The sequence below is a fragment of the Streptomyces sp. NPDC006430 genome (assembly GCF_040612395.1).
Classification (GTDB): Bacteria; Actinomycetota; Actinomycetes; order Streptomycetales; family Streptomycetaceae; genus Streptomyces.
On sequence record NZ_JBEXQA010000042.1, the window covers coordinates 1 to 23,533 of the forward strand.

At 69.6% G+C, this 23,533-nt stretch carries 17 protein-coding genes, 1 tRNA gene and 8 pseudogenes; 6 read left to right on the forward strand and 20 right to left on the reverse strand.

The features are described from left to right. Positions 1-169: 169 nt before the first annotated feature. Positions 170-361, forward strand: a pseudogene (locus ABZZ20_RS33225) (helix-turn-helix domain-containing protein); the annotation flags it as partial. Positions 362-445: 84 nt separating this feature from the next. Here ABZZ20_RS33225 and narI read toward each other — a convergent pair. The 3 genes from narI to ABZZ20_RS33240 are packed head-to-tail and all read right to left on the reverse strand — an operon-like array spanning position 446 to position 3,285. Further along, entirely contained in the window at positions 446-1,213 is a 768-nt protein-coding gene (narI, locus tag ABZZ20_RS33230) for a respiratory nitrate reductase subunit gamma (RefSeq protein ID WP_356876128.1), read from the reverse strand. Further along, positions 1,210-1,566: a molecular chaperone TorD family protein gene (locus ABZZ20_RS33235; RefSeq protein WP_356876130.1), complete on the reverse strand. Its 357-nt coding sequence runs from the start codon at positions 1,564-1,566 to the stop codon at positions 1,210-1,212. The genes narI and ABZZ20_RS33235 overlap by 4 nt, the downstream gene beginning before the upstream one ends. A gap of 15 nt (positions 1,567-1,581) precedes the next feature. Continuing rightward, positions 1,582-3,285 carry a 4Fe-4S dicluster domain-containing protein gene (locus tag ABZZ20_RS33240; protein ID WP_356876184.1) on the reverse strand — a complete coding sequence of 568 codons (1,704 nt, stop codon included), beginning with the start codon at positions 3,283-3,285 and terminating at the stop codon, positions 1,582-1,584. A 114-nt stretch (positions 3,286-3,399) separates the two neighbouring features. On the opposite strand from ABZZ20_RS33240, the pseudogene ABZZ20_RS33245 reads away from it, so the two are divergent. Together ABZZ20_RS33245 and ABZZ20_RS33250 are read left to right on the forward strand one after the other, a co-directional pair. Next, positions 3,400-5,075 (forward strand): annotated as a pseudogene (locus ABZZ20_RS33245) (ISAzo13 family transposase). Between the two features lie 82 nt (positions 5,076-5,157). Beyond that, a pseudogene (locus ABZZ20_RS33250) lies at positions 5,158-6,192 on the forward strand (CorA family divalent cation transporter). Between the two features lie 209 nt (positions 6,193-6,401). On the opposite strand, the gene ABZZ20_RS33255 reads toward ABZZ20_RS33250, so the two are convergent. The 7 genes and pseudogenes from ABZZ20_RS33255 to ABZZ20_RS33285 form a co-directional block, all read right to left on the reverse strand. Next, positions 6,402-6,475: transfer RNA gene (locus tag ABZZ20_RS33255), tRNA-Met, on the reverse strand. A 251-nt stretch (positions 6,476-6,726) separates the two neighbouring features. Further along, positions 6,727-7,548 carry a hypothetical protein gene (locus ABZZ20_RS33260; RefSeq protein ID WP_356876132.1) on the reverse strand — a complete coding sequence of 274 codons (822 nt, stop codon included), beginning with the start codon at positions 7,546-7,548 and terminating at the stop codon, positions 6,727-6,729. A 324-nt stretch (positions 7,549-7,872) separates the two neighbouring features. Further along, positions 7,873-8,325, reverse strand: a complete 453-nt coding sequence (locus ABZZ20_RS33265; protein WP_356876134.1) for a YbhB/YbcL family Raf kinase inhibitor-like protein — start codon at positions 8,323-8,325, stop codon at positions 7,873-7,875. 139 nt (positions 8,326-8,464) lie between these two features. Next, positions 8,465-8,662 (reverse strand): annotated as a pseudogene (locus ABZZ20_RS33270) (DDE-type integrase/transposase/recombinase); the annotation flags it as partial. Positions 8,663-8,740: 78 nt separating this feature from the next. Continuing rightward, positions 8,741-9,040 carry an IS3 family transposase gene (locus tag ABZZ20_RS33275; protein ID WP_356876186.1) on the reverse strand — a complete coding sequence of 100 codons (300 nt, stop codon included), beginning with the start codon at positions 9,038-9,040 and terminating at the stop codon, positions 8,741-8,743. Further along, a complete protein-coding gene (locus ABZZ20_RS33280) occupies positions 9,037-9,165 on the reverse strand; it encodes a hypothetical protein (RefSeq protein WP_356876192.1) in 129 nt (42 codons plus the stop codon). The genes ABZZ20_RS33275 and ABZZ20_RS33280 overlap by 4 nt, the downstream gene beginning before the upstream one ends. A gap of 145 nt (positions 9,166-9,310) precedes the next feature. Beyond that, positions 9,311-9,400: pseudogene (locus ABZZ20_RS33285) on the reverse strand (transposase); the annotation flags it as partial. Between the two features lie 324 nt (positions 9,401-9,724). Between ABZZ20_RS33285 and ABZZ20_RS33290 the strand changes: the two are divergent. Further along, a pseudogene (locus ABZZ20_RS33290) lies at positions 9,725-10,180 on the forward strand (transposase); the annotation flags it as partial. Between the two features lie 150 nt (positions 10,181-10,330). Here ABZZ20_RS33290 and ABZZ20_RS33295 read toward each other — a convergent pair. The 3 genes from ABZZ20_RS33295 to ABZZ20_RS33305 form a co-directional block, all read right to left on the reverse strand. After that, the gene (locus ABZZ20_RS33295) at positions 10,331-11,542 is read right to left on the reverse strand and encodes a tetratricopeptide repeat protein (protein WP_356876136.1); all 1,212 of its coding nucleotides are present in this window, start codon (positions 11,540-11,542) and stop codon (positions 10,331-10,333) included. 32 nt (positions 11,543-11,574) lie between these two features. Then, positions 11,575-13,776 (reverse strand): hypothetical protein, encoded by a 2,202-nt coding sequence (locus ABZZ20_RS33300; RefSeq protein WP_356876138.1) that lies wholly within the window; start codon positions 13,774-13,776, stop codon positions 11,575-11,577. Positions 13,777-15,427: 1,651 nt separating this feature from the next. After that, complete coding sequence (locus ABZZ20_RS33305) at positions 15,428-15,901, reverse strand: hypothetical protein (protein ID WP_356876140.1); 474 nt, start codon at positions 15,899-15,901, stop codon at positions 15,428-15,430. A 315-nt stretch (positions 15,902-16,216) separates the two neighbouring features. Here ABZZ20_RS33305 and ABZZ20_RS33310 point away from each other — a divergent pair. After that, positions 16,217-16,895: pseudogene (locus tag ABZZ20_RS33310) on the forward strand (IS630 family transposase). Positions 16,896-16,968: 73 nt separating this feature from the next. Here ABZZ20_RS33310 and ABZZ20_RS33315 read toward each other — a convergent pair. From ABZZ20_RS33315 to ABZZ20_RS33345, 7 genes and pseudogenes are all read right to left on the reverse strand, one after another. Further along, entirely contained in the window at positions 16,969-17,787 is an 819-nt protein-coding gene (locus tag ABZZ20_RS33315; RefSeq protein ID WP_356876142.1) for a hypothetical protein, read from the reverse strand. Positions 17,788-17,969: 182 nt separating this feature from the next. Beyond that, positions 17,970-20,246 carry a hypothetical protein gene (locus tag ABZZ20_RS33320; RefSeq protein ID WP_356876144.1) on the reverse strand — a complete coding sequence of 759 codons (2,277 nt, stop codon included), beginning with the start codon at positions 20,244-20,246 and terminating at the stop codon, positions 17,970-17,972. Positions 20,247-20,259: 13 nt separating this feature from the next. Further along, positions 20,260-20,688 (reverse strand): hypothetical protein, encoded by a 429-nt coding sequence (locus ABZZ20_RS33325; RefSeq protein WP_356876146.1) that lies wholly within the window; start codon positions 20,686-20,688, stop codon positions 20,260-20,262. 625 nt (positions 20,689-21,313) lie between these two features. Then, positions 21,314-21,994, reverse strand: coding sequence for an RHS repeat-associated core domain-containing protein (locus ABZZ20_RS33330; RefSeq protein WP_356876148.1), 681 nt, complete (start codon positions 21,992-21,994; stop codon positions 21,314-21,316). Next, positions 21,946-22,893, reverse strand: a complete 948-nt coding sequence (locus ABZZ20_RS33335) for a hypothetical protein (protein ID WP_356876150.1) — start codon at positions 22,891-22,893, stop codon at positions 21,946-21,948. The genes ABZZ20_RS33330 and ABZZ20_RS33335 overlap by 49 nt, the downstream gene beginning before the upstream one ends. After that, on the reverse strand, positions 22,890-23,114 hold the full coding sequence (locus ABZZ20_RS33340) for an RHS repeat domain-containing protein (protein ID WP_356876188.1): 225 nt from the start codon (positions 23,112-23,114) through the stop codon (positions 22,890-22,892). The genes ABZZ20_RS33335 and ABZZ20_RS33340 overlap by 4 nt, the downstream gene beginning before the upstream one ends. A gap of 57 nt (positions 23,115-23,171) precedes the next feature. Then, positions 23,172-23,270: pseudogene (locus ABZZ20_RS33345) on the reverse strand (hypothetical protein); the annotation flags it as partial. Between the two features lie 2 nt (positions 23,271-23,272). Between ABZZ20_RS33345 and ABZZ20_RS33350 the strand changes: the two are divergent. Continuing rightward, entirely contained in the window at positions 23,273-23,500 is a 228-nt protein-coding gene (locus tag ABZZ20_RS33350; protein ID WP_356876152.1) for a hypothetical protein, read from the forward strand. Positions 23,501-23,533 lie beyond the last annotated feature (33 nt).

Genomic DNA, 23,533 nt, shown 5'->3' on the forward strand with positions numbered 1-23,533 from the left:
GCGACAGCCGGGCCACCGGCCTACCCACGACCAGCACACAACCCCGAAACGGCCCGCCGGAGAATCCGACGGACCGTCACGAAAGATCGAGGCTAGTAGTGCTTTGTTACTGAGGTTTTCGGGTTGTCTCGGGTCGTGATGGTTGGTGATCCCTTCGGTATGCCGGTGGGTGAGGTATCCGGAGGGTGGGGGCCTGACCGCTGAGCGTCGGGCGTTTCGTGAGGGGATCCGGCTCCAGGCAGGCGAGAGGTTCGCGGCGGGTGGGAAGACCGCGTTGATCGCGAAAGAGCTGCGGGTGAGCGTGCGGTCGGTGGAGCGCTGGCGTCGTGCCTGGCGCGAGGGCGGCATGGAGGCCTTGCGCTCGACGGGCCCGGTGAACTCCCCGTACTCCCTGGACGCGCTGCCACACCCGAGCTCGCGGCCTTCGCTCGTGCGGGGCGTTGAACTACCCGATGCGCTCCCAGCCGCGGTGGGGGCTTCGGGCGCCGAGCTGCGTGTCGCGGCTGCGGTAGACGATGTAGGGGCGGGTCAGATAGCCCAGCGGGGCCGTGAGCATGTGTACGAGCCGGGTGAAGGGCCAGGCCGCGAACAGCAGTAGCGCGCTGATCGCGTGGAGCTGGAACAGCACCGGGGCTCCGGCCATCAGGGCCGGGTCGGGCTGGAAGTAGAAGATGGAGCGGAACCAGGGGGAGATGGTTTCGCGGTAGTTGTACCCTCCACCGATGATGTTCGCGACCACCGTGGCGGACAGGCCGAGCACGATGGTCACCGTCAGGGAGACGTACATGGCCTTGTCGTTGCGGGTGGTGGCGGAGAAGACCGGGCCGACCGTGCGGCGGCGGTAGATCAGAATGGCGAGCCCGCCGAGGGTGGCGCCGCCGGCGATCGTGCCGAGAACGACCGCGCCGACGTGGTACATGTGCTCGCTGATCCCGGCCCCATCGGTCCAGCTCTCGGGGATGACGAGGCCGCCGATATGGCCAAGGAGCACAACGAGGATGCCGAAGTGGAACAGCGGGCTGCCCATGTGCAGCAGCCGCTTCTCGTAGAGCTGGGAGGAGCGGGTGGTCCAGCCGAACTTGTCGTAGCGGTATCGCCAGACGTGACCGAGAACGAAGACCGCAAGGGCGAGGTAGGGCAGGACGACCCAGAGCAGGATGCCGCCGGTGCCCGTCTCGGCCGCGAGGGTGAAGTACTGCGCGGGTGCGGTCATCGGGGACCTCCTACGACGGGGTCGGGCAGGAACACAGGAGACGCGTACGGGTCGAGACCGACCTGTTCCTCGGGCGGGCCCTGGGCGGCGAGGCGCATGACGGCTTCTCTCTCGTCGCCGGCGAGCGGGGGCAGGGTGGCGGAGACGGAGTCCAGGACGTGCGCCCAGGGGGAGCCGTCGTCGGTCAGGGCCAGGCGCAGAAGTTCCAGGCCGGCGCGGTGTTCGGTGAGCAGACGGTGTCCGGCTTCCGGGTCTGCTGCGGCGAACTCGAGGACGACGGCGAGGTGGTCGGGCAGTTCGTCGTCGCCGAGGCGCCATCCGGCCGCCGCGTATGTCTGCTTCAGCTGCAGCATGGCGACGCCGCGCTTTCAGGTGTCGCCGTGGGCGTAGTACGTCAGGTACGGGCAGAAGCGTTTGCGGTGGTCGAAGGTGGCGACGTAGGCGGTGGCCAGGTCGGTGGTGGCGCTCTGCCCCGCATGTGCAGTGAAGTGGAGCAGGGGGCGGGCGACCGGTTCCGGCAGGGTGGAGGCGACCCGGCCGGCCAGGGCCAGGCGCTGATCGAACCGTTGGTCGGGGTAGGCGAGCAGCAGGGACTGGGCCTGCCAGACGTGGGAGTGCCAGGGCTGGGTGCGGGCTGCGCGCGTCGTCTTCCTTTTCATGGCTTCGGCTCGACCTGCCCGCCACTGCCCCCGGTGGCACCGCTGCCACCGCCGGATGGTTTGTCCGGGAACAGGCCGGGCGGGGCGCCCTTGCCGTCCCAGATGAGCAGGTTGACGCGGGTGGGCCTTGTCGGTGGGAGTGGCGGGGGTGTCGGAGGTCTGGCGGTCGCGCAGGGCTTGGAAGTTCTCCACCGCGATGGGTGCGGCGCCGCCGGAGCTCTCACCGAAGGGGCCCGAGCCGCCCATGCCGGGGCCGCCCTCGTAGTCCAGGCTGCACTCGGTGGCCAGTTCCTCCAGCTGGTGTGCCTGTTCGGCGTGCGCCGGCGGGATAACGTACCGCTCGTCGTACTTGGCCAGCGCCAGGAGCCTGTACATGTCGTACATCTGCTCCTCTCCCATCCCGACCGCCTCCGGGATCGCGGCGTTCGGCTCGCGGCCGAGGTTGATGTCGCGCATGTAGGCGCGCATGGCCGCCAGGCGGCGCAGGACCGCGTCGACGGGGGCGGGGTCGCCGGCGGTGAACAGCTGGGCGAGGTAGTCGACGGGGATGCGTAGGGCGTCGACGGCGGCGAAGAGGTTGCGGTGGTCCTCGGCGTCCTTGCCGGTGTCGCGGACGGCGTCGACGACCGGGGAAAGCGGGGGGATGTACCAGACCATGGGCAGGGTGCGGTACTCCGGGTGCAGCGGCAGGGCCACCTTGTACGTGTTGATCAGCGCGTGGATCGGGGAGCGCTGGGCGGCCTCGATCCAGTCCCGGGGGATGCCCGCCTTCTCCGCATCGCGCACGACCTCTGGGGCGTTCGGGTCGAGGAAGACGCCAGGCTGGGCTTCGTACAGATCGGTGTCGTTCGGGGTGGAGGCGGCCTCCAGCACCTTGTCGGCGTCGTAGAGGACGAGGCCGATGTAGCGCAGCCGGCCGACGCAGGTCTCGGAGCAGCCTGTGGGCAGGCCGACCTCGACGCGCGGGAAGCAGAGCGTGCACTTCTCGGCCTTGCCGGTGCGGTGGTTGAAGTAGACCTTCTTGTAGGGACAGCCGGTCACGCACATCCGCCAGCCGCGGCAGCGGTCCTGGTCGACCAGGACGATGCCGTCCTCTTCCCGCTTGTAGATGGCGCCGGAGGGGCAGGAGGCCGCGCAGGACGGGTTGAGGCAGTGTTCGCAGATCCGCGGCAGGTAGAACATGAAGGTCTGCTCGAACTCCATGCCGAGTTTCTCCAGCTGGGCGACGCGCTCCTCGTCCATGTCGCCGTGGTTGAAGAAGCGGCGGGCGTCGGCGGTCCACTGCTCGAGCGGGAACGAGGCGAGCGAGGCCGGCCACCCAGGCTTCTCGGCGTCTTCGGCGGCTGGGACGCGGAACGTGAACGGCACCTTGAGGTCGCCGTGCTCGCGGGCGTAGATGACGGCGGCCTCGATGCCGCGCCGCCAGTGTTCGTGTTAGGGGTTCAGGACACGGAGGTTGATGAACGCGGCTAAGGGCCCGTAAAGAATCAACGCGTTGCTTCACGGTCTCTCTGTCGTTGGTGTGGTATGCGCATGCCGAGCGAGGTTCGTGACCAACTTGCCCTGCGATTCAGGGTGTTGTTGCCTCATCTGAATGAGCGGCAGCAACGGCTGGCGCTGGCCACCGAGGCCCGGCTGCTGGGGCACGGCGGGGTCCGGGCTGTCGCGCGGGCGGCAGGGGTGAGCGAGACGACGGTGCGGAAGGGTGTCTTCGAGTTGGAGGGCGGTGAGGGCCCGCTGCCCGATGGCCGGGTCCGCCGTGACGGCGGCGGTCGCAAGAGCGCCGAGGAGCTTGACCCGCTGCTCGTTCCGGCGTTGCTGGCGCTGGTCGAGCCGGATGAGCGGGGCGATCCGATGTCGCCGCTGCGGTGGACGACGAAGTCGCTGCGATGCCTGGCCGGGGAGCTGACGCGGCAGGGGCGTGACGTGTCAGCGCCGACCGTGGGTCGGCTGCTACGGGAGAGCGGCTTCAGCCTGCAGGCCAACGCGAAGACCCTTGAGGGTGCTCAGCACCCCGACAGGGATGCGCAGTTCCAGTACATCAACGACCAGGCCAAGAACCATCAGGCGGACGGTGGGCCGGTGGTCAGCGTGGACACGAAAAAGAAGGACGTCGGCCAGTTCAAGAACGCGGGCCGCGAATGGCGGCCGACGGGCGATCCGGTGCGGGTCGACACCCATGACTTCCCCGATCAGGAGCTCGGCCGGGCTGCCCCCTACGGGATTTACGACATCACCGCGAACACCGGCTGGGTCAGCATCGGATGCGACCACGACACCGCCGCGTTCGCGGTCGAGTCGATCCGCCGCTGGTGGAACGGGCAAGGGCGCCTCGACTACCCCGGCGCCGCCCGTCTGCTGATCACCGCCGATGCCGGAGGCTCCAACGGCTACCGCACCCGGGCCTGGAAGACCGAACTCGCAGCCTTCGCCGCCGAGACCGGCCTGGCCGTCACCGTCTGTCACATGCCTCCGGGCACATCGAAATGGAACCGGATCGAGCACCGACTGTTCTCCGCGATCACGATGAACTGGCGCGGCCGCCCTCTGACCAGCTACGAGGTCATCGTGCAGAGCATCGCCGCGACCACCACACGCACCGGGCTCACCGTCCACGCCGAACTGGACCCCGGCCGCTACCCCACCGGGGTGAAGATCAGCGACGCCGAGTTGAACGCGGTGCCGCTGACCGGCCACGCCTTCCACGGCGAATGGAACTACACCGTGCACCCCCAGCCCATCCAACCCGCGGGTCCCGGCGGACCGGCCGCCAGTCTCGGCCGTGAGGCCCTGTCGCATCCCGCCTGACCGGCATGACCGGCACCGAACTGACCGGGCTGACCACGGCCTTGGCCGCTCCCTGGCAGGCGCTGCATGCCCCGGACCGCACCGCCCGGCGCGACGGCGGCACCCGACGCCGGGCCCCGGGCGGCGGCCGCAGAGCCAAACTGGACCTGGCCGACCGCGTCCTGGCCACCGTGCTGCACCAGCGCCTTGGCCTGTCGCCCGCCGCGCTCGCCAGCCTGTTCACCGTCAGCAAGGACACCATCCGCCAGGCCACCGGCGAGATCAGGCAGCTGATGGACCAGCACGGGCACACCCTCGAACCCGCGGCGGCACACCTGACCACCCTCGCCGGCCTCCTCGTCTACGCCACTGCACACGGCGCCACCCTCACACCACAGGCGAAACCCACACCTTGATTCTTTACGGGCCCTTAGGAGGAAGACCATGACCGTCGACTGCGCACACTACCTGGACGGGCGCCGATAGCACGAGGGCCCCGTGCCGCTGGAGGAGGCGGCCGCCCACTGCAAGCAGGGCGGATTCGTCTGGCTGGGCATGTTCGAACCAGGTCCCGAGGAATTGACCCGCGTACGTGAGAGCTTCGGACTGCACGATCTCGCGGTCGAGGATGCCCAGGCCTTCCACCTGCGGCCGAAGGCCGAGCAATACGAGGACGGCACAGAGCTGATCATCCTGCGCACAGCACGCTACGACAATGAGCGCGAGGAGATCGATACCGGCGAGATCAGCGTCTTCCTCGCCGAGCACTTCGTGATCACTGTTCGCCAGGGCATCGCCAGCGAACTGACGGGCGCCCGCATGAGACTCGAACGCCGACCCGAACTGCTACAGACCAGCAGCGTCTCGACACTGTGGGCGATCCTCGACCAGGTCGTCGACAGCTACGCGCCCGTCGTGGCGGAGCTCGAACGCGACATCGAACAGAGCGAGGCCGCGGTGTTCTCCGGGACGGTCGCCCCGACCGAGCGGATCTACTCCCTCCGCCGCGAGGCCACCGACTTCTACCGCGCCGTGCACCCGCTGCTCGCCGTGCTCGCCCGACGGTTGCTGCCCGGCAAGTCACCGACCGGACTCCTGCCCTACTTCCGCGACGTTCACGACCACTTGCTGCTGGTCAACGAGGAGGTCGCCGCGCAGCGAGACCTTCTGACCACCGTCCTGGAAGCGAACATCGCGGTGATTTCCGTCGAGCAGAACAAGATCAATCTCAGGTAGAGCGCCACGATGGAGCGGCTGACGATCATCGCGACCGTGTCTCTCCCCCTGTCCTTCGTGGTCGGCTTCTTCGGGCAGAACTTCGACTGGCTGGTCGGTCACATCAGCGGCTTCACCGCGTTTCTCACCCTCGCGTCTGCGGAGTGCTGCTGCCCTGCTGGTGCTGTAGGTCTGGCTGCGCCGGCAGCGCCGCCACTCAGCACCGCAGACGCAGGATGTGAGCAACGCCGTCCCGCACGTTCCGGCGCCCCCCCACGGAGTGAGCACGGCAGAGTCATGGCGACTTCGGCGCACTGAACCCGCCAGCTGTTCGTTGAATCTGGTGGACCGACGCAGAAAGGTCTGCTGACCTGGCATCCTCCCGCGAAACGGTCAAGGACACATCCTGGCTGACGCAACGGCACGCTCAGGGTGGCCAGGGGTCCGACCGATGCCGATGTCTTGGTTGGGTTGGTGCCGGACACAGAAGAGGCCCGGATCCATGAGATCCGGGCCTCTTCCAGCAGTAGCGGGGACAGGATTTGAACCTGCGACCTCTGGGTTATGAGCCCAGCGAGCTACCGAGCTGCTCCACCCCGCGTCGGTAGCACCACCCTACGGCACTCCGGCGCGCACGATGGCCACGGCGGTCGCTTGCGGTCGCAGGTTTGACGTGTCGCCCCCACACTCCGCCTCCCGGAGGCGATCCCCCTGCATACCGCCGCCGACCGCGACCGTCTGCCCCGGAGCCGCCCGCGCACGGCTCCACGCTCGACGGCACGCTGCCGCCCGCCATACCCCTGGCCACGCCCCGAGACATGGCGCGGGCGAAGTCGGACCGCGGCCCTCGGCTCAGACACTGACGAACTCCTCGAGACCGACCCCCTTCTCGCCCACTGGACGCGACAGGTGCAGCCGGGCGTGGAAGTATCCGTCGGCCTCCTTCCCCGAAGGGTCCTCGCCAAGTGCGGTCACCGCGCGGATCGCGTACCGCTGCTCCGCAAGATCCGTGAAGGGACGCTGCGGATGGGTGGCCTCTGCCCTTTCGGTGGTCAGGCCATAGGACTCCAGGCAGGCCTCGATGTCCTGGTACGAGACGGTCCGCAGCACGAAGGCGGCTACCCAGACCTGCGCCGGAGCGGTGCCGAGGAGCGAGTGGAAGGTCCGCGGGGTCAGGAAGCTGGCACCTCCGGTGAGAGTGATCAGCTGGATGGTCCGCGCGGCGCGGAGCAACCCGGCACTGGGCTCCGCAGCCTCCAGGTTCTCGGGGAAGCACTCGTCCAAAAGGCCGACCGCTCGCGCGTACGAGAGGGCGGGCGCAGATTTGTCGAGCCCTAGAAACCGTACGGCGTCGGGACGGCGGCGGGCCGCATAGAAGTACCGGTCCCATTCGATGAGTTCGTCGGTGCTCAACTTGGCGGCCTCGGCCGAGGTGTAGTGCTCGTTCAGCTCGTCCAGTGTGAGGTCATGGTTGATCAGCGCCGCGTTAATGCCGTACGAGCTGCAGAGGTCCAACACCGTGAACGGTTCCGCCGGGCCTGACAGCTGTGCGCGCCGAGCCTCGATGATGCGCCGGAAAGGTACCTGCGCGTGATGCGGCGTCCGGTATTCGGACAACAGGGTGAAATAGCCGCGCGGGTCGGGAAGTTGGTAAACCTCGTCAAATGCGGTCATGCCTGGCGCGGTCATCAGGAGTGCCCTGCCTCTCCGATCGATTGGAGCTGCCTGCCCCGTCTCTGCCGGCTGCAATCATCAGCCGCCAGGCGGTGGTGGCATCTCGGCCACGAGCGCCTCGGCTGGACCGTCGCCGACCAGGCCGCTCTGGCGCCTCGAACAGCAGGAGGACGCGCGCCCGGCGGCGTCGGCGCCCCGGGATACCGCGCCGGGCCGCGCCGGGCGGTACGAGCGGCGGGCCCTCGGCCTAGTACACCGCAGGACGGCCTGCGCGGCCCGGCGCGTCCGGATGTACGGCGCCCACGGCTACCACCGGCGCCGCACTCAGCGCTGATAGGTCCCGACCAGCGTGCCCGAGGCCAGCTCCCTGCCTTTCAGGGCACGGTGCACGTCCTCGACGCCCGGGCGGTCGTGCAGCGGCAGCGGCTCGGACAGGGCGTACACGCGGAAGAAGTACCGGTGCGGCCCGTGGCCCGGTGGAGGCATCGGCCCTCCCCAGCCCACGCGCCCGAAGCCGTTGGGCCAGGGCAGGCCGCCCTGGGGCTTCTGGCCCTCCACCACACCTGTCATCCCCGGATCGATGCCGGTCACCAGCCAGTGCAGGAAGGTCGCCCCCGGCGCGTCCGGGTCCTCGCACAGGAGCACCAGCTCCGTGGCCTCGTCGGGCACCCCCGACCAGGTCAGGGGTGGTGAGATGTTCTCTCCCTCCCCGCTGTACCGGCGGGGGATCACCGTCTTGTCGTCGAACGCGGTGCTGCTGAGGTTCATTCCGCTCATGCGCGCCGCCTACCCGCAACAGCGGCGCCGGCACCGGTCCGCACGCCAAAACCCCCGTTCGGCCGAGCCCACCCTGCCGCCCTCCGGAGCGGGGATGAACATGGCAGTGTGCCGATGAGGATCCTGCTGGAGGGCCGCCGCGCGTCGCGGTGGCCATCTTCAACGACGCTCCGACCAAGGCCGCGTCATGGTGCTCGCCCAGGGCGTAGCCGAGGCAACGGCGCGAGAACGCATCCAGGACCGTGGCCAGATAGATCTGGCCCTCACCGGTCTCGATCTCCGTCATATCCCCGTACCAGAGCACGTCCGGGGCCACCGCGTCGAAACGGCGATTCACCAGGTCAGGGGCAGCCTTCCGCTTGCCCTGCCGGGTCGGCGACCGCCGCCTGGGCGGCTTGCGGCCCTGCAGAGCGAGCTAGGCCGTGATCTCCGCGACGGTGTTCACCGACACCTTCCAGTTCTCCGCCCACAGGTCCAAGGTGATCCTCGGCGAGCCGTACGTGCCGCCGGACTCGGTGAAGAAGTGGATGATCCGCTCCTCCAGCCTGGCCCTCCTGACCTCGCGTTTCGTCGGCTCGTCAGGGCGCCGGCGCCACTTGTAGAACCATGTCTGGCTCACCCCGACCACCCGGCGGGACACCCGGTGCGGGACGCCATGCTCGACCCTTTGGTTACGGATGAAGGCGGCCACCGCCTCCGGAGCGTTCTCGGTCACTTCACCCAGAGGGCCATGCATCGCTTGAAGACATGACGCTCCATCTCCAGCTCCCGGATCCGCTTGTCCTTCTCCCTGATCTCCCGGCGCAGCCGCTCCAGCTCGGCCCGCTCGGCCTCCCGCACCCGACCGCCACTGCCACCGCCACTGCCACCGCCACTGGCGGCTGTCGGTTGTACGGGCCGGTCCGAGCCAGGTCGTCCCGTTGCGCCGCCACCGCGACACCCAGCTGTGCAGGGTGCCCGGGTTGATGCCGAGTTCCTCGGCGACGTCCCCGGCCGACCTCCCGGTCTCGACCACGATGCGCACCGCGCCCTCACGGAAATCGGCGTCGTACGGCGGCTTCTTCTTGGACCCCATGAATCCCAACTTCCCCTGCAATCACGGGCTCCACGCTACGAGGGGATGGTCATCGACTTCGTCCGCCGGCGGCGCGTCCGGGCCGAGCAGCGGCACGATCCGCAGGAGGTTCTGCCCGGCCTCGGCCCACAACCCCATCGGCCGCTCCGCGGACCGCTCGAAGACGACGTCGCCGTCCGGGCCTTCGCTGGTACGGACCCGGGCCAGGGTGTAGACGTGCCCGGCTTTGAGGGCTGCACCCATCTCGTTCAGGCCCTGGCCGTCGTCGTCGTTGCGCAGGCGCAGCTGCCACGCGGCCGGGGCGCCGTCGACCTGGGCAGAGGCTCGGGCCAGGACGTGGAACCCGCCGACGACTCCGACGGCCGCGACGGCCGCTGGCGCATCGCCCGGGGGACCGTCCACGACCGCACGGTGTCCACCGTCGACCCCGAAGCCCGTCACATCCACAAGAACCGGACCCGCCACCAGGAAGGGTTCCACGCGCATGTGGCCTTCGAGCCCGAGGCGGGACTGTTCACCGAGGTCGCCCTGACCGCCGGCAGCGGGACGGAGAACCACGAGGCCGCTGTCGCCCGCGACCTCCTGGCCGCCGAGAACGCCCTGGTCGCTCCCCTGGGTGATGCCGCCTACGGCACCGGCGACCTGCGCGAACACCTCCATGACCTGGGCCATGACCTGGTCCTGAAGCCTCCGCCGCTCAAACCGGCCGTCCCTGGCGGCTTCACCGCCGACGAGTTCACCGTCGATACCGAACAGGGCCAGGTCACCTGCCCCGCCGGGCACACCGCACGGCTCGGCCGGCCACTGGCCAACGGAGCACGCCAGGCCCAGTTCAAGAAACTGTGCGCCGCCTGCCCGCTCAAGGACCGCTGCACCCGGGGGTCCAAGACCGGCCGTGTCTTCAGCGTCCACGCCAAGTTCAGGAGCGTTCTAGCCGGCCGGCCGGTCCTCGGCGAGGGCCTGCCTCAGCCGGTCGAGGTAGGTGCGCACTTCGGGGAGCTTGGGGTGCGCGGGGCCGCCGATGCGCAGCAGGTCGGTGATCAGCCGCTCGGTCGCCGCGATCGCCTCGTCGATCCGCCTGGCCTGGTCGTAGCCCGAGATGAGGGCGATCAGCGCGTCCAGCGTCCCCACGTGGTCCGGCCCCAGGGCGTGCTCGCGCGCGGCGAGGGCAGCTTTCAGGTACGGCAGGGCCCGCTCCGGGCGGCCGGCTTCCAGGTGGGCGATGGCGAGGTTGTGGTAGCGGTAGGCGATCTCTTCGCTGTCAGCTCCGTGGATGCGCTCGAAGCCGCCGATGGCCCGTTCGTAGCAGGTGACGGCCGCGTCGAGGTCCCGGGCGTCGTGGTACAGGTGCGCCAGGTTGTCCCACCAGATGTACGTGTCGAGGTGGTCGGGTCCGTAGAAGCGCTCCTTGTCGGAGACGATCTCCCGGCACAGCGCGGTCGCGGCGGGCAGCCGGCCGCCCGCCGCGTGGTAGGCATTGAAAAGCTTCTGCTTGCGGGCCTCCAGCTGCTCCGAGCCCGGCGGCAGGAGGTGCCTGCTGCCGGCCACGGTCTCCTCCAGCAGGGCGATCGCCCGGTCGGTGCCGCCTGCCGCCGCGTAGGCGTCGGACAGCTTCTCGCGCCAGGTCAGGGTCCGCTCCGCGTCGCGGTCGGGGCCTGATTCGCTGCCTTCCAGGGCTTGTTCGAGGTAGGGGACGGCCTCGGCGGGGCGCCCCGCCGACAGGTGTGCGGATCCGATCAGCTGGAGGGTGACCAGGGTGTCGCGGGCGTGCGGGCCCAGGGCCGCCGACTGGTGGGCCAGGTTCTCCAGCAGCAGGGGGATCGCCTGGTCCTGCATGTACGTGTCCCCGGGTGGAGCCGCCGCGGACCAGACGGACAGGGTGAAGGCGTAGTTGTGGCGCAGCAGCAGGACGTCCTCGTGGTCCGCGCCCAGCCGTCGCTCCGCCTCCGCGAGTTCGTCGCGCATCCTGATGGTGGCGTCCATGGTCAGGTGGATCGGCGTGTCGTCGGGCTCGTTCAGCCGCAGGTCGAGCGGATCCGCCGGCGGCCCGGGATCCGGCGGCGGGTTCACCCCGTGATGCCCGTTCTCCCGGTTCTCCGCATCCCCCTGGCTGCTGTTCCTGGCGCGCTTCCTTCGGAACATGGCGGTCGGTCACTCTCCTCGGTCGGTGGCGGTCACAGGGGAGACCCGAGATCCCGTACGAGCTCCAGGAGCTCCCGGATCGCGGCGTGCGGTGCCCGCCCGTCGTCGAGGTAGGCGTTCAGGGCCGCCCGGTCGGCCGCAGTCAGCGAGGCGAGCGGACGTCCAGTGAAGGAGAGCGGGTCGCCGAGGTCGTAGACGGCGTACCCGTGGACCACGTGGCGGCCGCCGGGTGAGGCGGTCACGGTGTACGGGCCGCCCCTGGAGGTCACGGTGAGCGGGCGCGGCTGCGGCACCGCGGCGAGGCCCACGGCGTCGTGGAAGGAGGTCGCCGTCCCCTCGCCCCGCGGTCGCCCGCCGACGACCCGCCACCCCGGTACGGCGAACAGGTCCTCCAGGCGGGGTCCGGCCGTGTTCCAAGCGGTCACCATGGGGTGCCCGGAGTCCTGTTGGACGAGGTAGACACCGCCGCTCGACGCGGCGGTCACGAACTCGTCCGGGGAGAGGAAGGCGGCGGCCTCCACCGTGCCGTGCTGATCGGGCACCTCCCACCAGCCGTGGGCGATCAGCGGCGCCAGACCCGCGTCGGTAAGGATCACACGGCGGCCGCCGGCCAGCAGGAGACGGTCCCCGGAGGGGTCGACGGCGTGGACGGTGCAGCGTTCCAGCCCCAGCTCCCGCATGTCGATCCGCTCCAGCGGTCGCCCCACCGCGCCGACCAGGGCCACGGGCTCGCTCCGCAGGAGGACGACGAACCCGCGGGCGGTGGCGAAGGTCCGGGCACCGACGAGGAGGTCCGGGCCGCCGGCCAGGACCTCCGCCCGGCCCGGCCGGTACACGACGAGCTCGGGAGCCGGCCACAGCTCCGTGCGGAGGGCGAGCACCGCGTCGGGCCCCAGGCAGGTCACGGCCTCCGTGCCGACCCTGACGTGGTCGGCGGACCATAGGCGGGAGCGGGAGACGAGGTCGTACACGTCAATGCGGGTGGCGCACTCGTAGCGCGACCGCCCCCGGCTCGGCGGCAGGTAGGTCTCCCTCGTCATGACCGGCGCGCCGGGAGCGAAGGAGATCCGGTCCGGGGCTACGGGGCCGCCGCGGTGGGGCAGTTGCCACACCGCCCGCCCGGCGGCGGCCCGGGCCGTGCGCTCGGCGGCCTGCGGCCGGTGGCGCCGCGAGGTCAGCCGGGCGGCCAGGCGCCCGCCGGGGCCGTCCGCCGGCGGGGCCCAGTGTTCGGGCCGGTGGCGGTGGGCGAGCCGGATCGAATCGGTGACGGGGATCCGGCGCATGAGATCCCACAGCCCCGCGCGGTCGGCGTCCCGTACGAGCCGCTCGGCAGCCTCGTCGATCTCCGACGGCGTGCCCCAGGGCAGACGGTCGGCGCCTCGCCGCTCCCGCAGGTAGAGCAGCGCACGGCCGACGGCGCCGCGTTCGGCTTCGACGGTCCCGGCGGTCGCGGCGGTGCCGGGATCGAGGGCGAGGCGCTCCCGGTGCAGGGCAAGGCTCTCCTCGACGATCGCGACGGCCTCCGGGTGCCGTCCCAGCGCGATGAGCTTGGCCGCGGCGCCATCGAGGCGGGCGACGAGGACGTCCCGGTAGTGGGGGCGCACCTCGCCGAGCTGGCGGTAGAGGTGGAGCGCCTCCAGGAGCGCCTCGACGGATGCGGCGTACCGCCCCGCGTTCCACAGGTGCAGGCTCTGGATGTCGAGGCTCTCCGCCAGGTCGTCTCCGAAGTGCGCGGGACTGAGCTCCGCCATCTGGCGTACGTACGCCACCACCTCCCCGGCACCCTCGGCCGCCTCCTGCGGGCGCCCCGACCTCGCCGCCAGGAAGCTCTTCACCATCTCCAGGCGGTTCACCTCCGAGGACAGGGACCACCACAGGAAGAAGTCGCGGTCAAGCACCTCGCCGAAGAGCCGTTCGGCCTCCGCCAGGGCCGCATGCGCCTGCTGCCGGGCCCCGGTCTCCCAGAGCGCGAGCGCCAGCCGGGTGTGCGCCTGGGCCAGCGCACCCAAGAGGGTCGGCGCCGGCCCGCCGTCCTCCCCGCCCGTTCCTCCTCCTCCGTCCTCCCCGCGCCCGCGCATCAGCCCGATCGCCTGCCGGAGGAGTGCGACCCGGTGCTCCGCGGTGATCTCCTCCAGGAAGAGGCCACCGAGGTTGAGGAGGGCGTCGGCGTAGGCGGACCGCTGCCCCGGATCCGCCTCGGCGGCCTCCCGGGTGAGTCGTACGGCCTCCTCCATGTAGGGAGGGCCTCGTCCCTGCGGCCCCCGGTGAGGTGGGCGGTGACCAGTTCCATGGAGAGCCGGGCGCGTTCCGTGGCGTCCGCGGCGCCTTCGAGGCGGTGGGTGGCGAGCCGTACGGCCAGGTCCGCGGCGCCGCCCTGCACGCGTACGTCGCCCGCGGGCAGCAGGGGTTCGATGGCCTCCAGCACGTCGAGGTCCACGGAGTCCAGGGCGGCGATCGAGGTCAGCACCGCGTCGCCGCCCCGGACGGCGAGGGCGGGGTCGCGGCGCAGCAGCGGGAAGAGCACGGAGGGGCCGATGTGCGGCCAGCGTTCGCCCGCGGCGATGAGGAAGGTGAGGGCACGCGGGGTCCAGGCGGGCGCGGCCCCTCCGTCGCGCCGCAGGATGCGGGTGGTCGCGGTGACGGACCACAGGTCGGTCGGGTAGCCGGTTACGGGGCTGCCGGGGAGGGTGAGGGCCAGGTAGTCCTCGGCGAGACGGTCGGGGAGCAGCGGTTCGAGTACGTGGGCGGCCGCGGGGTCGGTGGGCGGGTAGTGGACTGCGTGGGCGGTCAGGGCCCGGTCCGCGGGGGTGCGCAGCAGGAGCCGGTCCAGGAGCGGGCGGGCGGTGTCGCGGCGCATCGGGCCGGTGAGGACGGCGGTGAAGACGGTGCGCGCGAGGTCGAGGGCGCGGCGGTCCTCGTCCTCGGCTCCGGTGGTGCCTCCGCTGCCGGCCGTGTCGTGTTCGCCCGCCCGGCGCCAGTTGTCGTGTTCGCGGTCCAGCAGGTACGCGGTCATCCCGACGAGGTCGGCGGGCGGTTCCCGGCCGCCGGCCCGGGCGTCGACGGCGGTGAGCGCGGCCATGTGGACGGCGAGGGTGAGGCCGAAGTCAGGGCGGGCGAGGTCCTGGTACGCAGGGCGCAGGTCAGTGAGGGCGGCGGGGTCCGGGTAGTGGGCGGCGAAGCCGCGGCGGGCGGCCTCGAACATCCGCCCACGTCCGCCGTGTTGAACGGAGAGCGGTTCCAGCGGCTGGTCGGAGAGGTCGGTCGCGCGCCCCTGGCGGCTCAGCTGCGCCCGCAGAGCGGGCCAGGGCCGCACCGAGCGGGCGATGAGGAGGATCCGTGCGGGGAGGTCGCCGAGGAGCAAGCCGTTGTGGAACAGCCATCTGAGGTGGGCGTCCGGCCAGCGGTCGGCGTAGTCGACGAGGACCAACACCCCGGCGCGGTGGTCGGTGCGCAGGTCCTGGCTGCCCCGGGCGGGCGGGTGGGTGTCCGTGCCGTGTACGGCGTCGACCACGAGCCAGCCGGCGTCGGCGCATTCGGCGGCGAAGCGGGCGGCGAGGCGGGACTTGCCCGCACCGCCGGGTCCGTGCAGCCAGCGTGCGGCCAACCGGGCGGGCTGCACGCGCCACTCCCGCAGCCGGGCCAGCTCGGCTTCGCGACCGGTGAACTCCACGACCTCGCTGCGGGCGTCGAGCATCCGGCTCGGCTGGGCGCGCAGCCAGGCGGAGTCCCGCCGCAGGGCGTCCGCGGCGCCTTGGGTGTCGCGCGCGTACAGCAGGTAGACGGGGGTGCCGTCGCCGAAGACGTGGATGTCCGCGCCGACCGCGCCGTAGGCGAAACCGGCGACGGCGCGAACCTCCTGGTGGACCTCGTCGGGGAGGTCCACGGTCAGCCGGTCCCGTCCGCGCCGTCCTCGTCGGCGGGCGGTGGTACCCGCCCTCCGGTCGCCTGGTGGTAGTGGAGGCTGCCGCCCTGGACGGCGAAGAGGGTGCCGTGGTCGCGGGCGGTGTTCGACTGCGTCCACACCTGCCGCCCGGTCGGCAGGCCGTTCTGCATGCGGGCGACCAGCTCGCGCAGTTCGCCCTCGGAGTCGGGGTGTTCTTCCAGCAGCAGGAGCAGCCGCCGGCGCCACACCGGCAGCAGCTCCGCCCGGATCTCGTCCGCCCCGGCCGGTTCGGCGCGGACGACGAGGTCGGCGTCCTCGTCGAGCTGCGCGCCGATCGCCGCCCCGCGGGCCTCGCCGCCCCGCCCGAAGAGCCGGACGACCCCGCCGCGGGCCCCCTGCCACACGTCGGTGGCCATGGCTCCGATCAGCGCAGTGGCGCCCGCGCCGGCGAGCGCGGTCAGTGACTCGGCCAGCATCCGTCCTCCTAAGTCCCGTGCCCCGGGCAGCCCCCGTGATGCCGAACTCCCATGTCCTGGAACCAGGTTAGCCGGGCGGGCAGGGCGCGTGCTCAGCCGCGGAAGGCCGCCGGGCGTTCCGGCGAGGCCTCGGTCAGTGCCTTCGTGACGCCGTCGATGCCGGCGTGAGTGTCCACATCGGGCACAGTAGTGAATCCGGGTGCCGGCCACAGTCCCTATTGATCCGAAACGGTTGGGGTTCTGGGTCGTTGTAGTGGTGTGAGCGATCTGGGGGACGCGCGGCACCTGTCGCCGCCGGCGCAGGAAGCGTTGCGGCTGCGGGCGGTGGCCGCGCTGGTGGAGGGCCGCGACCGTGCGGAGGTTGCGGCGGTGTTCAAGGTCTCGCTGAAGGCGGTGGACGGCTGGTGGGCGAAATGGCTGGCCGGCGGGCGTGATGCGCTGACCGCTCGCCCGCGGGGCAAGGGCGTGGGCGAGCATCAGGTGCTGTCCGAGGCCGAGCAGGCGGCCCTTCGCCGGGTGGTACTCGATCACCGCCCTTGTGAGCTTGGGTTATCCGGGCAGCTGTGGACGCGTGGCCAGGTCGGCGTACTGATCGCGAAGTTGTACCGGGTGCGGCTGACCGAGCCGGGGGTGGGCAAGTACCTCAAGCGGTGGGGGCTGTCGTTCCAGTGGCCCGACAAGCGGGCGATCGAGCAGGACCCGGAGGCGGTGCGGGTCTGGCTGGAGGAGACCTGGCCGGCGATCCGCGCGAAGGCGAAGGCCGAGGGCGGCGAGGTCCTCTTCGCCGACCAGGTCGGCATCCGCTCCGACCAGGTCAGCGGCCGCACCTGGGGCGAGCGGGGCCGCACCCCGATCGTCCGGCGGACCGGGAACCGGATCTCCGTGAACGCGCCTTCCCGCGAGCAGCAAAGTTCATACCCAGGCCCAACTCGCCAGCGAGGCACGATGGTTCTTCCACCGCCGTCAGCGCCAGCCGCACATCGGCCGCGGCTAGTTCCACGGCCCGCACGTCCGCTACACCCTCGAAGAGAACTCTTTGAGTTTCTGATCAATAGAAGCCGAAGGGGTCAGTGCTTGACTTCCTCGTGGGCGCTGTGGGCGCTTTTCTCTACTTTCGCGAGCAGGTCCTGGCGGGTTGGTTCGTCCATGTTGCGGGCCTGAGCCCAGGTGCGGGCCATGTCAAGACCTTGGGTGCGCAGGCGTTCCGCGCGTTGCTCTTCGGGGGTGTTTTTCAGTTCCTGGAGCCACGTGGTGGTGAGGCGACCGGCTGGCTCCGCCTGGTCTGCCTGTTCTTTGAGTAGGCGTTCGAAAACCGTGGCATGCCATTTCGCGGCATCTTGGGCATCCTGGCTTGTGGCTGCGTCGGCGATGCCGTCCAGGATGCCGAGAGCGCGGGCGTTCTTCGTCGGCGGCAGCGAGCGCTCTGAGCCGGTCGCGTCCGCGGGGACGGCGGCGAGCTGCCCGGCTGCGGTGCGGGTCTCTGCCATCCGCAGCAGGGCGTATGCGTGGGGGTCCTCGGCTATCGCTCGCAGGGTTTTCCTGAACACGTCGGTGGGGACTGACAGGTGGTGGGTTCCTCCGGCTTCCCAAGGCGCAGTGTTGCGGTCCGCTTTGGTCACGTATGTGCTGTCGAGGCCCGCGAGCATTTCGTGCAGGTCGGGGGCGTAGTCGACCAGCGCGGTTGCGATCGGGACACGTAGCGCAGGATCGAGGTTGAGTTCCTTCGACTGCCCGAACCCGACTGCGAAGAGGACGTCTTTCATCGCCTGCGCCTGTGCCTGGGTGTGGCGTCCCGGCTCGCTGCCGGCCGTGGCGTTGACGATGGCCTGGCCGAGTCCCGGGCAGCTCATGCCGGGGTGGACATCCTGCCCCACCGACTTCTGCACCCTCGTGTCTCCGGCCAGGCCGTTACAGGGCGAGGACGTCTCACGCCCGAGTAGGAACCATGCCGCGAGTCCGCCCAGCAGCGTCAGGCATACTCCTGCCGCAGCCCAAGCTTTCGCCGGTACGGCTCGGCGTCCTGTGCTCCCCGTCATCGATGTCCCCACTTCGCTGCCTCGCTGCCCGATCAGTTGGTCGTATCGGTCAGGTACTTGTGTGCTGTCTCCGTACCGCGGACCCGGCCTTCGAGGACATCGCGGGTGTAGTCCTGGATGTCGCTCTCCGAGATGTCCGCCCGGTCGTTGGCCCATTCACGGATCAGGATCGGTGCTTGGGTGTTCACGGAAAGGTACTCGTCCGCGATCTGGGGGTTGACCTTGGCGTCGATCTCGCCCTTCATCCGGTTGCCCCACTCCCAGGCCCAGGTGTCGACGCCGCGCTGGATCGAGTCGCCGAAGGCGATGGATACACCGCCGGCCGTGGTGAAGTACATGGGGGTCACTGCGCCGCCGATGACGTGGTAGGCGAGCTTCGACTTCCAGTCGGCCTCGCTGTACCCGGCCATCCGGCCGTCGTTGATCACGTCTTCCCGGATGGAACTCATGACGCCCAGTGCCGTGCCCGCCTTGTTGATCGGGTTGGTCAGCTCAGACCCGTGCGCCCCCTTGGGTATCTCTTCCAGGGAGAGGTCGATGTACCGGGACTCCGCCTTGTGGAGCGTTCCGTAGGCTTCCGGGTCCTCGGAGAGGCCGCGCATGAACTGCACCAGGTCCTTCTGGCTGACCGCCATGTGGGTCTTGTCGCCGTCCTGGAAGTATCCGGTCCCGGCAGCGGAGATGTACTTGGAGTCCAGGCCGCCGAGGATCTCGTGGGTGTCCGCGGTGTACGTGGCCAGGGCGCGGGCCAGGGGCTCGCGCATGTTCTCGTGCACGCTCTGGTCGGGTCCGAGCCCGCCGATCACGTCGTGCATGATGCGTGCCTGTCCCTCGGTGTGAGGGGTCGCCGGCCAGGGGTCCTGGTTGGGGCCGAGCGGCGTGTGGCCGGTCGTCGAGGACTCGAGGAGGAGACCCAGACCGGTTCGGGCGTCCTTGCCCTCGCTCTCGGTGTCGCTGTGCGTCTCGATGTTCCCGTGCCAGATCGGAGTGTCGTCGAACTTCCAGTCGCGTTCCTTCAGCAGGTACTGGAGGTTGTCGTTCTTGTGGTCAGCACCGGGGTCGAGGTAGGAGGTTGAAGCGGCAGGGTCTTTGGACATGATGCCGAGCAGGCCGTCGAGCGGGTCGTTGGCGAACCATCCGCCGTTCTTGCCGCTGAAGTCGCCTTGCAGGTCCCAGATGTTCGGGTTGCCTCCGCGCTTCTTGTCCTCCGCCGTGCGGATGTCGTCAGCGAGGTCGTGCATGAAGGGCGCCGAGTAGCCGTCGCCGTTCTGCATGAGGGTGATCAGGCTCTGATAGCCCCGGACCTGCTGCCCGTGTCCGCGGCTGATCGTGTTGGGACCCTCGGCGGCTTCCTTGAGGTCGAACTTTTCGACGCCAGCCTTCTTCAGCTGCTCCCGGAAGTCCTTGTAGAACTTCGACTTCGGGTCCTGCATCGCGTTGGACAGAGAGTTGGCGAGACCTTTCTCCAGGTTCAGGTAGGTCTGCTTTCCCTTCTTGTCGTCTTGGTAGGCGAGGTCGTTGAGCCGATTGGTGAACTTGAGGGTGTTCTGCGCGCCCATCCCGTTGAGGAAGGTCTGGTTGAACTCGGTGCTCTTGGCGTTGTCGCGGAAGGATCGGTCCAGCTCTGCGTAGTCGGCTGCTGACACCTTGTCGCCGCTGTTGATACGGGTGGCGATGTCCTCGGCATTGCGGGCCTCGTAGACCTCGATGTCGCCCTGTGCGTCGGCGTTGAAGCCGTTGAGGGTTCCGTCGTTGCCCTTGCCGAAGGCGTCCTTGTTGCTGTCCACCACGACCGCCTCAAGGGCGATCTTGACGCCGTGGTCGGCTTCGGAGACGGCCTTGACCTGGTCGTTGATGTGCTGCTGCCACTTGTTGACCGCGTCACGGATGGTGGTCTGGCCGTCGGGGTCGTGGTGGTAGGCGCTGCGCTCCGCTGGAGTCAGCTTGGCGTAGTCGAAAGCGACCGTGCCTTGCTCCGAGACGGTCATCCCCGCCTTGATCGCGTCGTCGCGCGCAGACTCGACACGCTTCTTCAGGTCGGTGAACTGGGTGTGGGCATCGCGCAGCAGGCTCGCGACAGCCTTGGCCTGGATCTGCGCGGCGGAGTACTCGTACCGCGTGGCGGCAAAGCTCGAGTGGGCCACGCCGACGCTGACGCCACTCCAGTCGGGCCCCATAGTGATCTTCTGGACACTGTCGCCGTAACGGGTCTCGACCTTCTTCAGCTCGCCCGCCATCTCATCCCACTTGCCCGCTGCCGTCGTCAGCAGGCCCAGGTCGGTCGACATCACTTCGTGGTACGTCAACATGCACTGTCCCCCCTTACAGACCGTTGAGTTTCGACTGGGTGCCCAGGGGGCGGAATCCGTCCCCCGTGCCCAGGTCGTTCTGTACGAACAGGCCCGAAGCACCGCGCAACGAACCCTTTTCAGAACCGAGCCGGCCCATCAGAACCTTCACCTGCTGGTCCCATGTGTCCGCCACCTTCTTCAGTCCCACGGCCGCGTCCCAGCCCTCGAATCCCTTGACCGCGGTGTTGGTGCTCTCGTCCGCGTACTCCGTGGCCTTCTTGGTGTTCGGCTCCAGCTCCGTCTCGATGGTGTTCGCGGCAGACCTCTTCTGCGCCGGGGTCGACGCGAAAGTGCCTCCGCCCCCGCCGTCGGCCGCCGGAACACCGTTGAGCCGCATCGCTGCCTGATCGGCGGCCCTGGCTTTCTCGCTGCCCCACTCCTGCGTGAAGTCCCCCGACACGACCGGCCCCCGTTCAACTCAAACCGTTCTTCCCTGCAGACCGTCAAACGGCCCGTGCTTGCGGACCATCCACCAACCGACGATGGTGTGGAGGAGCTGCGGTGGCCGCTGGTCGATGCCTGCCGCGTCCAGTACTGCCGCGCGGCAGCGACCACCGGATACCGGGCACGGCGCAGCTCTCCTCGACACAGGGCGTTCCTTGATCCTCTCCGTCGCTTCGCGGCAGCGCATTGCCGTCGTCCGGCAGTCTTTACCCACCATTCGCTGCCGGTGAAGGACCCTTTGCTGCCATGGCACCCTGATTGCGCGTCAACGGGTTCGCCGACGCGACGAGAACGGGGGAGTGCGTGACGGAGTAGGAAGCACCGCAAGACCAGCTGATGGGGTATGCCGAGTGCCTGCGCGACGCCTGTAGCACCGGGCGCCGGATGACGCGCACCGAGCTGGAGGCGCGCCGCGCCGAGGGGGAGCGGGCCGCGGAGCTCGGTCTCACGCTGCGCGTGATGGTCCGCGAGGAAGCACCACCCCGGCCTGTTCGGCCGCGTCCAAAGCCTTCCCTGGCGCGAGATCACACTCGACCACTACGAGCGCTCCCGGGCCCACCACCGAGACCAGATCCGCCAGCTTACGTCTGTGTGGTGCCCCGGGACAGGTGCTCATCTTCAGGGCAGGGTGTCAGCCCCAGCGGATCGGCCCATGTGTGCGGGTTGTGGACGTAGTCCACGGGGTTGGCTGCCGGAGCCAGGCCCAGGGGATCGGGCGAGAGATACCGGGCTGTCTCCGGGTCGTATGTCCGGAAGACATTGTGGTGAGGGCCGGATTCAGGGTCGAAGTACTGACCAGGTAAACGAAACGGGGTGTATGCCGTCGCGTCCCGGTTCCATGTGGTCTTGCCCCATACCGTGGCCTGGGTGCGCCAGGCCGTCTCACCGACTTCGTCGATCAGTTCGATCGGCGTGCCCACCAGGTCCGTGACGATCGAGAAGAACCGGCTGTCGATCTCGGACTGTGAGGAATCCGAGTGGATGCGTTCCGTCTGGGTCAGAGGATGTGCGCCCCCATAGGTCCAGGTCAACGTCACCGGGTGCGGCAGGTCCGACGAGACCGTGGTCTGTTCACACAGGACGGGGCCGTCCCAGGCGAAGAAGGTCTCCTCCATCACCTCGCCGGATGCGGTGAGGCGTTGCTTGGAGGTGCGTCGGCCCAGCGGGTCGTATCGGTAGCGCCAGGTTGTGTCGTCCGGTGTGATCAGCGAGGTCAGCCGGTCCTCGGCATCCCACGTGTACCGCCGCGTGTCGGCTTGCACGACAGACGGGGCTTCTGGCGGAGGGTGACCCGGCCCGCCTCGTCGTACTCATAGCGGACCGAGCCGGCACGTCGAATCCGCGTGCCTTCGTATTCCCGCTCCCCCTGGGCCTGTCCTCCGGGGCGGGAGAGTGGCCATGAGGCCGAGGTCTGATTGCCGACTTCGTCGTAGGCGTACCGCTCGGACCAGCCATCAGCATCCACCGATGTGACCCGGGATGCTGCGTCGAGGGTGATGGTGCGGGTTCCGGTCAGGCTGTCGTCGATCCCGATGGGAGCGCCGTCCCCACGGTATGAATGTCCGCGGCGCCGCAGGGTACGGCCGTCGTGGCCGGTCGCCTGCTGACCGGTGAGACGGCCACCTTCATCGAACGTATGGGAGAGGACCGCACCACCGCTCAGGGAACGCGACAAGATGCGGCCGGCGGCGTCCCGTTGGAAGGTTACCGTTCGCCCCGCGGTCGTAAGGGCGGTCCTGCGGCCAGCCGCATCATGCGTCCACTCGGCCCGCTCGCCCGTGGGGGTGGTACGCCCGGTACGGCGCCCCAACTGGTCATAAGTGAAGGCCAGCGTACGCCCGTCGACTGTCTCGGAACACAGCCGTCCGGCACGGTCCCTCAGCCGGGTGACCTCTGAGTCCGGACCGGTGATCCGGACCGGCTTGCCCGACACGTCGTACTCGTAGGTCGTCACGGCGCCGGCAGCATCCTTGCGAACGACCTGGCCCAGTTCGTTGTACGTGTAAACGATCTGCTCGCCCGCGGCAGTCGTACGGGCAGTGAGACGACCCGCCGCGTCATACGTGTAGCCAGTGGTCCCCACGTCGAAGTCCGTCTCGCCTATCACGCCCCCGGCCTGGTCGTACATGTACGACCAGGTCAAACCCTGCGGATTGGTCACCCCGGTGAGTCGAAGTTCGGCATCGTGGACGAAGGTGTACCGCGCCCCGTCCGGGCCGGTGCGGGCGGTGAGCAGGTCGAAGTCGCCGTATTCGGATTCGGTGGTGGCGCCTCCGCATCGGTGAACCGGACGCAGTTGCCCTCGCCGTCGTACGTCCAGATCTCCGAGCCGCCGGCCGGGGTCGTGCGGCGCAGCAGCCGGCCCTCCACGCTCCACTCCATGCGCACGGTGTGGCCGAGGGGATCCGTCAGTGCACTTGGGCGGCCAAAGGGGTCGTACTCCCAGCGGGTGACGTTGCCCAGCGGGTCCACAGACTCGACGAGAAGCCCCCCAGCATTGCAACGGACCGCCGTCGTGTTCCCCTGCGCGTCGGTCACCGATGAGAGAATGGGAGTACACCTTCTACGACAGCTTCAAAGACGCGGGCTTCGCCGACGCCTTCCCGCATCTACACCCGGACGAGGCCGCTCACTCCTGGTACGGGCGCAGCGGCAACGGCTTCCGCTTCGACCACCTCTTCGTCTCCACACCCCACGCCAACCGCGTCTTCGCCTGCGACTACCACCAGGAAGCCCGCGAAGCGGGGCTGCCGACCACGCGGTCATGACGCTGCGCCTGGGACTGCAGTCCACCCCAGGCG

Bases quoted from the DNA above. Each gene is read 5' to 3' on its own strand.
- narI (WP_356876128.1), bottom strand. From the start codon at position 1,213: ATGACCGCACCCGCGCAGTACTTCACCCTCGCGGCCGAGACGGGCACC.
- ABZZ20_RS33235 (WP_356876130.1), bottom strand. From the start codon at position 1,566: ATGCTGCAGCTGAAGCAGACATACGCGGCGGCCGGATGGCGCCTCGGC.
- ABZZ20_RS33260 (WP_356876132.1), bottom strand. From the start codon at position 7,548: ATGACCGCATTTGACGAGGTTTACCAACTTCCCGACCCGCGCGGCTAT.
- ABZZ20_RS33265 (WP_356876134.1), bottom strand. From the start codon at position 8,325: ATGAGCGGAATGAACCTCAGCAGCACCGCGTTCGACGACAAGACGGTG.
- ABZZ20_RS33295 (WP_356876136.1), bottom strand. From the start codon at position 11,542: ATGTTCCGAAGGAAGCGCGCCAGGAACAGCAGCCAGGGGGATGCGGAG.
- ABZZ20_RS33300 (WP_356876138.1), bottom strand. From the start codon at position 13,776: ATGGAGGAGGCCGTACGACTCACCCGGGAGGCCGCCGAGGCGGATCCG.
- ABZZ20_RS33305 (WP_356876140.1), bottom strand. From the start codon at position 15,901: ATGCTGGCCGAGTCACTGACCGCGCTCGCCGGCGCGGGCGCCACTGCG.
- ABZZ20_RS33320 (WP_356876144.1), bottom strand. From the start codon at position 20,246: ATGTTGACGTACCACGAAGTGATGTCGACCGACCTGGGCCTGCTGACG.
- ABZZ20_RS33340 (WP_356876188.1), bottom strand. From the start codon at position 23,114: ATGGAGTGGAGCGTGGAGGGCCGGCTGCTGCGCCGCACGACCCCGGCC.
- ABZZ20_RS33350 (WP_356876152.1), top strand. From the start codon at position 23,273: ATGAGAGAATGGGAGTACACCTTCTACGACAGCTTCAAAGACGCGGGC.